Raw genomic sequence first — 10,486 nt, 5'->3', positions numbered from 1 at the left:
CCGGATTGGGTTGCATCGCAGGGGTGTCGAAAGAGTCAACTGCGGTCCAAAGCTGTTGGACTTGGGTGAAAAGGGCGTTTATTCTTCCTATACGTCGTCGCCGCTTTCTTCTTCGCCATGGCCTACCGCCAAAAACTGGACCACGGGGCCTACTCCAACACAGCTTTCAATTTTATCCAGTTCGGGCTGGCATTGCTGACTGTGGCGGCTGTCGCCAGCCTCATCTTCGCCATCCCGCAGGGCTTGCTCTCGAACCCCAATATGATGGTGACGGGCAACAATAGCTGGTCACACCATTACAACTATTTTCAGGACCGGGCCGCCGAGGGTGCTTTCCCCCAGGTGACTATGATCAGTGTAGGCCTGATCGTCTATCGAATAGCCATGCTGTTGTGGTCATTGTGGCTGGCGAACCGACTGCTGAGCTGGGCTAGCTGGTGGTGGGCAGGCTACAGCGAGGGCCGGGCCTGGGTGTCGCGGGTAAGAAAGGATAGTTCTCGCGACGACCAGAGCGAAAATACCTAGTAGGCCATTTTGGCTCATTCCGCCGAATATGCGCTACTCCGCATAATCGGCGGTCTGGGCGAAGAAGTCCTTGTTCAACCAGGCGACAGCGAAACATGGCTGGCCAAATCGTATTAGCTCAGACAATGATCCATTGTTTCTCTACCACCGCTGGAAAGCCAACCTGTGGGTGCTTGAAATTGAGGAGATCAAGTCACTGCCACCACTGCCGCTGTCGCATCCTTTTATTGAAAGACTGATCGGTAGCATTCGCCGTAAGCTATTGGATCACACATTCTTTTGAACGGCAGCTGACCTGGAGAACAGGCTTTACGCTTACCAATGCTATTTCAATGAGCATCGATGCCATTCAACTCGGAACGGAGCCACGCCGGCCAATACGATGGATAACAAGATCATCGACATCAAAGATTGTAGGTGGGATAAGCACTGCCGTAACCTTCTTGATTTTCCAGCGGCAGCCTGAAATGCGAATTCGCCAGGGATAGCTTCAATCGTATAGAACTTTAGAATTCAGGTGCGCTCACCCCTCCTATCGCCGCCCACATCAATCCCTACGGGATTTTTGAACTCGATAAGAAAGAGAGATTGTCGTAGAATGACGTTAAGCGAGAAAAGTTGGCGGCCACCCCAGTCCTGCTGGTTACTACTCCAAACCATAAAGAGATCCAGGCTTAACTGGCCCTATGTTGTTGATATTACGGGATTTTTATATCGTTATTTTCATGCATTTTACACGCCCTACCCCGATCATGATGAACCAAAAGACAGTCATCGTGTTGACAGGAAATGGTCGCTACCAGAAGGCATGGTCGCAGTACCTTTCGCCAATAATCCAGCACAGCAAACTTCATCAACTTCCAAAAAATAGATGGCCTGGCAGACAGGTCGTCAAGTACTGCTCAGAATGAGTAATTTACGTCATAGACGTGATAAGGCGCTAGATCGGAAAATAGCCAACTTGATATCCAAGCGCAAAAAATCGGCGGAGAAAGAATGATCATGTATAAGAAACTTTTGCTACCGACAGCTGTTGGTGCCGCAGTGCTAACCACCCCGTCGCTGTCCTATGCGAACACCTTAGATGAGGTCCTAGTAACGGCACAGCGCAAGACTGAGAGCATGCAGGACGTTCCCATCGCAATAGTCACGGCGGAATATGACACTATGGAAAAGGTCGCCATTCAGAGCTCCAGAGGCCTGGAAAGGCTGGTGCCCAACATGGGTTCGGGTCAACAAAACGCCTCGATGACATTTTTCATGCGCGGTGTTGGCACACAGAATACCATAGCAGGCGTGGAGCCCTCGGTTGCCGTGTACGTCGACGGTGTCTACTTCCCATCTACCTCTAGTTCAACGTTCTCGCTCAATAACATCGAGCGGATCGAAGTACTAAAGGGTCCGCAGGGAACCCTGTTTGGCCGCAACGCCACCGGTGGTGTGATACAGGTGATTACCAAAGACCCGGGAGACGAACCAACCGCATCACTTTCCCTCGGGTATGACGAGTGGGAGACCACGGAGGCCAGCTTTTATGGTGCGACACCTATAGGGGAGAACTTGGGTGCTGATTTGGCCTTGTACCATCAGGACCAAGGCGAGGGTTACGGCGAAAGCGGTGTGACCGGAGACGATGTCATGTTTTACAACTCCGAGGCGGCGCGCACAAAGTGGGTGCTCGAATCAGACGACACCGTGTACAAACTGGCACTGGGATACAGTGAGATCGAGACGGATCTGGGTGGGAGGAGAACACCGGGGCCTGATGGAGCGATTCTCTGGGCGGGTGAGACAAGAGGGGATAATTTTTATACTTCTTATACTCATGTCCCACTGCTGGGCAATCCCAAGGCCACCGTTAAAACGGGTGGTGCTTCGTTGCATATCAATCACGATTTCGGCGACTATAGCTTAGTCAGCATTACCGGCTACTCCGAGGTGGACACCGATTTTATTGCGATTGCAGACTCCAGTGCCGTAGGGGTCATCGCCTTACCCGTCGAACAAGCGGACGAGACCTTCAGCCAGGAGCTACAACTACAGGGTGACACAGGTAACTTAGACTGGATTGTCGGGGCCTACTATTACAATAACACAGCCCAGTACGACCGGTTCGAGACTTTGGCTTTTCAGACCGTTGTAGTCGACAATATCGTGGCCAAACAGGATACCGAGTCCCACGCTGTATTTGCCCAGGGAACAATGCAAGTTAGCGAGCGCGGAGCGCTCACGGTCGGTGCTCGCTACACCCGGGATGAGCGGGACTTCTCTGGTCGCAACCTGCTCTACGGATTTGACGTAGTGGATGATGTTACTGACAATAAATCGACCTTTCGCCTGGCCTATGACTATGCGATTAATGACGACCTCATGACCTACGTGTCCTACAACACGGGCTTCAAGAGCGGTCAGTTCGGGTTTAACGAACTGGGTAATGATCCGGTCGATCCAGAAGAGCTCACAGCTTATGAGATAGGCTTGAAGTCAACGCTCTTCGACCACTCGCTGAGACTCAACTCGTCGCTCTTCTATTACGACTACACTGACCTTCAATCCCAGCAGGCAAGCGGAACTGTACCGATCACTGTGAACGCGGGAGACGCGGAAATCTATGGCCTGGACATCGATTTCGAAGCTCTACTGGGTGAGAGTACACGCTTATTCGGCGGGTTGGGGTTGATGCAGTCGGAATACAAGGACTTTACTGACGCCATTGGCTACGTGCCCAACGTGCCACCCGCCGGAATAGTTCTCGGACCGGGTCTGCCTATGGGTGTCCCTGGCTCTGGTAACGCAGCTTTCACATTCGATGCATCCGGCAACCAGCTTTCGTACGCTCCTGATGTCACAGCCTCATTGGGCGCCACCTATACTCTCGACACGTCACACGGGTACTACGACTTCACCACGCTCGTGTATTACACTGACGACGTTTACTACGACTTCAGCGAGCGCCTCAAACAAGATGCCTATACCGTGGTCAACGCCAGCATCCAGTGGAGCTCTGATTCCGAACGCTATCGCGCCATGCTTTGGGTGGATAACCTGTTCGACCAGGAATATTCCCTCTCTGTTCTTGGTTTTGGATTCGGCGACTTCTCTCAGCCAGCAAGACCGCAGACTGTGGGCTTTAAAGTGACGATGAACTTTCTTTGATCTGAAGAGAAGACAAGGGAGTTAAGTGGGGTGCCGTTTCCGGCAGACGAAGCGGGGCGCTCCAGCTGCGCAGGTGAGGTGAACGCATCGGTATGCAGATTTTCTTCCACAATAGAAAGCGTGTACACAGTAAAGGCAATAGACGAGTGCCGTACGCGCGAACAATATATGATAGCTGCGATAATCAACAATACGTGACGGCGAGTGGATGAAATGCCAGCGGCTGGCGCGAAGCTATGCTCGCACCGTGAAAGCGCTGGCTTGATCGTCAAATACAGGAGATCGAAATGTCAAAATCACACCCAATACTTCGTACTCTGAAGCAGGACCGTTCTGCGTTTTTTGATCCAGATACGCTTCCCTGGACACCTTGGGGAATGCCGGGAACGTACTTCAAACTCCTCAATATTGACGAAGTCTCTGGACGATTTACTTTTCTGCTAAAGGTCGATCCGGGTGTATCTGCACCTATACACAAGCACGTAGGTGCTGCGGAAGGGTTCATCTTGGAAGGAGCTTTTCATTATCCGGACGACGCCGGTTCTGCGGGTGACTATGTGTTCGAGTGTGCAGGCGCGCTACACATTCCCGAAACACCCGACGGGCTCACCATGCTTGCGATAGCACACGGCCCAATCGTAGGCTATGAAGATGACGGCGCTATAGCGGGATTAATCGACTGGCAATGGATGATGGAGACTGCGCGCGCAAATGGGGCAGCCGATCACATCCACCTGCACAACACATTTACTGAGGTCGAATAGTTCAAAGGCGTATACTTAATACCTATAGCATCTTCGATACCATGAATACCGATATAAGTTGTCTCACCGAGAAAATCTAGATGAAAAAGCGATTTAATGACAAGGTTGCGATTGTTACAGGAGGCGCGTCAGGTATTGGCCTGGCCGTCTCCCGAGCACTCATAGCCGAAGGCGCAAAGGTGCTGATCGTCGATATCAATGCAGAGGGTGCAGAGCGATTAGAGAGGCAGTTAGGAAAACATGCAAAGGCCTGTTGCGCAGATGTCTCATCAGAGGTCGACTGGAAGATGCTTACCGATCAGGTTATAAAGTGGCGCGGAAAGCTTGATCTCGTCTGTAATGTTGCGGGAATAGGGCGCTCCGGATCGATCGAAGATATTCGCCTCGAGGATTGGGACGCAATGATCGCTGTAAATCTCACGGGCACGATGCTTGGCTGTAAACACGGTGTACGCGCTATCACGGAAAGCAATGGCAATGGAGCGATCATCAATATGAGCTCAGTGGGCGGATTAGCAGGAACTGCGGATTTGGCCGCCTACAATATGACCAAGGCGGGTGTCGTCAGCCTGACCAAGTCCGTCGCCCTGCATTGCGCGGTGCAGCGGTATCCAATTCGCTGTATTTCAATACATCCCACCTTTGTGGACAGCGAGATGCTAGATCCAGTGGCGGCAGCAGCCGGCATTGATCGCGCTACGTTGGTTGCAGGGATGACAAAGCAGGTACCCGTTGGCCGTGTTGCCAAGCCGGAAGATATTGCGAATGCGGTCCTGTTTGCTGCTTCGGAAGAGGCTTCCATGATTTCAGGATCATCTATAATAGTCGATGGTGCGCAGCTGGCTGGCATTCCATCGGGACATCCGGCATGAGCGGCCGCGTACGGGGGCTACGAGCTCTGGTGACCGGAGCTGGGCAAGGGCTCGGCCGAGCTTGTGCCGAGCGGCTGGTGCAAGAGGGAGCAGAGGTCATTATCACAGATTATAACGGGGATGGCGGGCTTGCAGTCGCAAAGGAGATTGGCGCCACCTTTGTTCGACAGGATGTTTCTTGTGAAGCCGATTGGTGTGCGCTGGCTGACCAGATTGCCGCTGATGGCCTCCAAATTTTGGTTAACAATGCGGGGACGGAGGGCCGCGTCGATCTGGAAAAAGATCCAGTAAATGCCGACCTTGAAGATTGGAACAAGGTGTTCGAGGTGAACACGGCTGGGACTTTCTTGGCTTGCAAATATATGACCCCCATTATCGCACGCTCAGGTGGAGGTTCAATTGTTAATTTCAGTTCAGTGGCAAGCCTTGTGCCCACGCCCTTTCTCACCGCTTATGGCGCTTCCAAGGCAGCTGTAGAACATCTGACCAAATCCATTGCTCTACATTGTGCGGAGAACGGTTTTGGAATTCGTGCCAATTCAGTTCACCCCGGACAGGTGCGCACACCGATGTTGGAGGGACTCTTTACCAGGCAAGCGGAAGCCCTCAATACCACAGCGGATATAGTAGCCCAGGAGTTCGTTAAGGAAATCCCCATGCGACAGTTCCAAGATCCTGTTGATATTGCCAATTTAGTTCTATTCCTCGCCTCATCGGAAGCACGCTATGTAACGGGTCAATCAATTGCATGTGATGGTGGTTATACGCTCACACATTAGATAATAGCCGTATAAGGAAATCGGTGCATGGTTCTCATGCATGGGGGACCTTCAATGTGCGGGTTGTTGGCAATTTCCAAGCGCCACAAATTATCACACAATGCTAGGTCTTATAAACGGTAGTATTGATGAAGTCAAAGCCTCACGTCGAACTGTTGTGAAGTCAGGGAGTTTCACCCAATTGTTCTCTTAAATGAAAAAAGATTGGGTCTGTAAGCTGTGTGTAAACATGCATTGGGGAATTGCGTTCGCAACTAGCATAATTTATTCTTTACTTGTAGTTGCATGCTGATAGAATCACATAAAAGCAGCAAGAAGTGCCCCGCATGACTGTAGATACCGCCACCACTGTCACAACAATTCGCTCAATTGTTAGCTGTGAGACCCTCTCCAATGTCACTGACAGCATATTGGATCCCCTGGTGCGTCTATTGAATGCAGATAGCGCGGTTTACCTGCAAATTCAGAGTGACGACTACCATCGTCCTGTCATTCAACATAGCAGTTATACTGGTGGATGCCCGAAAATACTCGAACAGTATAAATCGGATTTTTTCGATGAAGATCCGGTGTTGAATCCAATTATCGGACGTCCCGAGCGCTGGAAGCAGTACAGTAGCCCAGTTGAGATACAGCTCAGCAGGCAGGTAAAGCCCTCCGAACTGCGCGAAACCGATTTCTTCCGCAGCTTTCTACACCCCAATAATCTGGGTGATGTGTTGGGTTTAGTCGTGCCCATCGACTTAGACGGCCTCAAGATGCACTGTGTCGGCGTGCATCGTTCCGAACAGAGTCCACGATTTACTGAGCAGCATAACGCAGCCTTGGCATCTATTTCGGGCCCATTACAGATGGTGCTGCAAAACCTCTCCTTGAAAAATGTGGTCGATGAACAGGCCGCATTGTTACAATTGCTGGATAAGAGCGATTTAAACGTTGAGTTTGCAGTACTTGACCGAAAGCTGCAGCTGAAACGCGCTAGTCACCGTTTCCGAGAAGTTTTCCGTACATTGACACCAGACTCGGATGAATTCACTCACTTACGGGCAGCTGCGCGTGAATTGGAGTATCGCTTAACCCAAGATAGTGAAGTACGCACCGCCATTGAACTCTTCGGCAATTGCTATGCGGAATTAAGCTCCTTAACTGTGGGTAGTGAATTGTATTTTGTTCTCGTGACCCCGTTCCAGGGTAGTTACGGTGAATCTTCGCTTCCTCCCTTCGCGCTTAAAAATGATTTTGCACTGACGCGACGCGAACGGGAAGTCGTTGAGCAGGTGGCAAGCGGTCAAAGCAACGCACAGGTCTCATCTACACTTGGTATCAGTATACGCACAGTAGAAAATCATCTTAGAGCAATCTTCTACAAGCTAGGCGTGAATAGCCGGACGCAACTTATCCACAGGATTTATCACAACTGATATTGGATCGCTCTGAAATTTCTGCAGAGTCATTAGTTTGAATCAAGCAACCATAGCCGGCTCTTTCAGTTGGCGATAGTATGCTAATGGCTATCATCTTTGGATAGCCTCAGTTTTCTAATGGCCGTTGATAGTTTCATCAAAGGCATCGTCATAGGAGCCACCCTTGCTGCCGACTGTTGATTCCATGCCACCCTCTGACAGTCCTTGAAGCAATGTATCGACAGATACTGAATTCCGCGATCGCTGTTGTGAATGACACCCCGTCCCACCACGAGCTGATACAGCCTACTCCAATGCATCAAATGCCAGATCCGTAGGCACCGATCTGGCCAAACACCAACCGACAATGCGACAGGCAAGTACCACCGGAACGAAGTTCACGCCAGTGACGTCAGCAACCTCCAGCCGATTCCAAAGATCAGTGACAAGAGTCGTCCGCAATCAGAGACGCTGGTACAGCCACGAGTGTCTTGGTCAATCTCGGACTGCAGGAACCCAGGTATGCGGTACTCACTGGGTGCAGTGCATCCAGTCTTCGCGGAAAGTGACTGAGTGGCGAGCCATTGAGCTTGGTATTCATTAACCGTTTCTTTAAAACAAGCAAAATGCTCTTTCCCCGACTTCAGGATAGTCTCGATTTGTAGTACTCATAGCTACATCCTCTCAGAGAATAGAGTCTCCGAAAAAAACCGATACGATTCAGTATTCACCAAACCGGGATATTGGGTGGCCCTAGTTCCTGATGGAGCTTTCTGAGTTCTCCGTCTGGATCAGAGACCGCACGTGTCTCTCTACCAAAAATCATGGTCTGTCGCTTCTCAATATCATACGGATCCCACCGCGGGATCAGGCTGTTATTCGGATTGCCCGTTCTTGCGAATGCCAGCCATACTGACGCCATTTCGTCGGCTAACCTCTCCATTTCTGGTGGCGCGCCTGCAGTGAACTGGTTCAGTGTATTGTGGAATGTAAGCGGAACATCTGTGGTATGAACTGCACCAAATTTTCCACCGTAGGCCGGGGAGGGCATATCAAATCGGTACATCCAAGTGGGAGATCCTCCCTGCGCCACCTTGCGTTCTACTTGAGTATAGGCGCCGCTTCGAAGAAAGCTGTCCGTGGTAATCCTTGTTCGAAGGAGGAAAGGACTTACCTCAGGATATGCGCGACGATAGGCAGCGATGACTCGGTCTGCCTTGTCTCCGTACTGCGCCGTCACAAAGTTTCTCAACTCCGGCTCTGCCAGTTTCAAATTGAAGTCCCCGAAGATCGCTGCGTCATCAAGCGTAGTTCCAACGATTAGCGGGACATCGCGGGATACCGCCGCCGCGACTGGGTCGAAAGGATGCTGTGGTAAGAATTCACTTCCCCCTACTGGCCCGAAGCCACCCATACCACTAAACTTCGGAAAAATTGTAGCGTAAGCTGCAATGATCCTCTGGAACGGTAGATTTTGTAGTTCTCTGGCCCGTGCCTTGGGTATCTCTAACTCACGCAGAAGCATCTCAGTTGCGCGCGTGGCCGATTCAGGTGTCTCCAATCGTAGGAATGAACCACTCTGCACAATCGCGCTATGAAACAAACCCTTCGCTGAAGGCGCTGCAAGCATGGTGTTGGTTTTAGCTCCTCCGCCCGACTGGCCGAAGAGGAGGACCTTGGGGTCCTAGGGATTTTGCCTCCAAATATTGCAAAAGTCGCTGGAGGCCGCGCCAGCCGTGGCTTGTAGCGCTCCATCACTTTTCATTTTTCGGCCGATACCCGTCAATCGATGCCATTAGCTCCTCCAGTTTTGGTAATTCACCTGTCGGTGCGAACGTATATCTACCCCGGAGGTTGATATTCTCCCAGGCTACAGGTGAGGCCCGCTTTACTGCTTCCAGAGATCTTGCATTGCCTTGATCCTCAAAGCTGTCCAGCAGATTACTGAGCACTTTTGAGTTGAAGTAGATGATGGCATTTGCCACCAGTCTGGCACTTTCGTTCCAGATCTGGATCTCCTCGTCGCTATTGCCACGGAACCGGTCACCATTGACGTGGCTAATTGCCCGCCGTAGCTGGTGATAGGCTTCACCCCGGTTCAACGCTCGCTGCACGTGATTTCTAAGGCTGGCGTCGTCAATGTAGTTCAGCAGATACTGGGCTTTCAGCAGCCGGTTATATTCGCTCAATGCCTCCAGTAATGGATGATTGTGCTTGTAGCCGGATAGTTTACGCACTAACCTGGCCTGGCTTGTCTTCCGCTGAGCCAAAGAGACGGCAATCCGCTGGATGGTGTCCCAGTGAGCCATGATACGCTGCGTGTTGATCGGCTTGCGCAACGATATATTCACTTGCTGGCTCTTGTCTTCGGTGATGTTGAATAGTTCATTGATGACCCTGCCAACCTGGGCATATCGGGGTGCGAACCGATATCCGAACAGGTCGAGCAGGGCAAAGTTGACATGGTTTACTCCATGAGTGTCCGTCGAGAGCATGTCGGGGACAATCTCAGTACTGTTGTTCATCAACAGGTCAAAGATGTAATGGGATTCATGCTCATTGGCCCCGATCACCCGGGCATTGATGGCCATATGATTGGCATTCAGACTGACCGCGGAGACGCCTTTGCTGGTCCCGAAGTATTTTGAGGAGTACCGTGTGCGGAATGTCTCGCGTTTGGCTTCGAACTTCTGACCATCGGCACTGGCGTGAAGACTATCTTCCTGAATGTTGTAGTGCTTGAAGATACTCAGTCGCGTGGTGGCGTTGTTGATGCGGTCATTTGACGCATTCAGGGTTTCCAACCGAAAGTAGTTCGCTTGGATGGTCCTGAGTTGTTCATAGGTGCGGTCAGATATTTGCGCGATGCTATAGATGCCCTGATTAGTGGCATCCACATGCTGTTTCTCGACGGTGTGTATGTCGAGCAATCCCACGGCTCAGCGCGTTTCCGCTGGGTCAAGGCGCCGACCAGCCCAGAGCTCACC

Annotated in this window: 7 protein-coding genes and 2 pseudogenes; 7 read left to right on the top strand and 2 right to left on the bottom strand. The window is 51.3% G+C overall.

Going from position 1 to position 10,486, the window contains the following annotated elements:
- Nucleotides 1-117: 117 nt before the first annotated feature.
- From G533_RS0118455 to G533_RS25030, 7 genes are all read left to right on the top strand, one after another.
- Nucleotides 118-525, top strand: a complete 408-nt coding sequence (locus G533_RS0118455; RefSeq protein ID WP_027951211.1) for a hypothetical protein — start codon at nucleotides 118-120, stop codon at nucleotides 523-525.
- 70 nt (nucleotides 526-595) lie between these two features.
- Nucleotides 596-808, top strand: coding sequence for a hypothetical protein (locus G533_RS0118450; protein WP_027951210.1), 213 nt, complete (start codon nucleotides 596-598; stop codon nucleotides 806-808).
- Between the two features lie 719 nt (nucleotides 809-1,527).
- Nucleotides 1,528-3,681 (top strand): TonB-dependent receptor, encoded by a 2,154-nt coding sequence (locus G533_RS0118445; protein WP_158413439.1) that lies wholly within the window; start codon nucleotides 1,528-1,530, stop codon nucleotides 3,679-3,681.
- 287 nt (nucleotides 3,682-3,968) lie between these two features.
- Nucleotides 3,969-4,445, top strand: a complete 477-nt coding sequence (locus G533_RS0118440) for a 2,4'-dihydroxyacetophenone dioxygenase family protein (RefSeq protein WP_027951208.1) — start codon at nucleotides 3,969-3,971, stop codon at nucleotides 4,443-4,445.
- An 80-nt stretch (nucleotides 4,446-4,525) separates the two neighbouring features.
- The gene (locus G533_RS0118435) at nucleotides 4,526-5,317 is read left to right on the top strand and encodes an SDR family oxidoreductase (RefSeq protein ID WP_027951207.1); all 792 of its coding nucleotides are present in this window, start codon (nucleotides 4,526-4,528) and stop codon (nucleotides 5,315-5,317) included.
- On the top strand, nucleotides 5,314-6,096 hold the full coding sequence (locus G533_RS0118430; protein ID WP_027951206.1) for an SDR family NAD(P)-dependent oxidoreductase: 783 nt from the start codon (nucleotides 5,314-5,316) through the stop codon (nucleotides 6,094-6,096). Before G533_RS0118435 ends, G533_RS0118430 begins: the two co-directional genes overlap by 4 nt.
- 326 nt (nucleotides 6,097-6,422) lie before the next feature.
- Nucleotides 6,423-7,517, top strand: coding sequence for a response regulator transcription factor (locus tag G533_RS25030; RefSeq protein WP_027951205.1), 1,095 nt, complete (start codon nucleotides 6,423-6,425; stop codon nucleotides 7,515-7,517).
- A gap of 709 nt (nucleotides 7,518-8,226) precedes the next feature.
- On the opposite strand, the pseudogene G533_RS22840 reads toward G533_RS25030, so the two are convergent.
- Both G533_RS22840 and G533_RS22835 read right to left on the bottom strand, forming a co-directional pair.
- Nucleotides 8,227-9,165: pseudogene (locus G533_RS22840) on the bottom strand (carboxylesterase family protein); the annotation flags it as partial.
- Between the two features lie 88 nt (nucleotides 9,166-9,253).
- A pseudogene (locus G533_RS22835) lies at nucleotides 9,254-10,393 on the bottom strand (Tn3 family transposase); the annotation flags it as partial.
- Nucleotides 10,394-10,486: the final 93 nt, after the last annotated feature.

The sequence above is a fragment of the Haliea salexigens DSM 19537 genome (assembly GCF_000423125.1).
Lineage (GTDB): Bacteria > Pseudomonadota > Gammaproteobacteria > Pseudomonadales > Halieaceae > Haliea > Haliea salexigens.
The sequence above is the reverse complement of the archived record's forward strand: the minus strand, read 5'-3'. Positions and strand labels throughout refer to the sequence as shown.

Bases quoted from the DNA above. Each gene is read 5' to 3' on its own strand.
- G533_RS0118440 (WP_027951208.1), top strand. From the start codon at position 3,969: ATGTCAAAATCACACCCAATACTTCGTACTCTGAAGCAGGACCGTTCT.
- G533_RS0118430 (WP_027951206.1), top strand. From the start codon at position 5,314: ATGAGCGGCCGCGTACGGGGGCTACGAGCTCTGGTGACCGGAGCTGGG.
- G533_RS0118445 (WP_158413439.1), top strand. From the start codon at position 1,528: ATGTATAAGAAACTTTTGCTACCGACAGCTGTTGGTGCCGCAGTGCTA.
- G533_RS0118435 (WP_027951207.1), top strand. From the start codon at position 4,526: ATGAAAAAGCGATTTAATGACAAGGTTGCGATTGTTACAGGAGGCGCG.
- G533_RS0118455 (WP_027951211.1), top strand. From the start codon at position 118: ATGGCCTACCGCCAAAAACTGGACCACGGGGCCTACTCCAACACAGCT.
- G533_RS25030 (WP_027951205.1), top strand. From the start codon at position 6,423: ATGACTGTAGATACCGCCACCACTGTCACAACAATTCGCTCAATTGTT.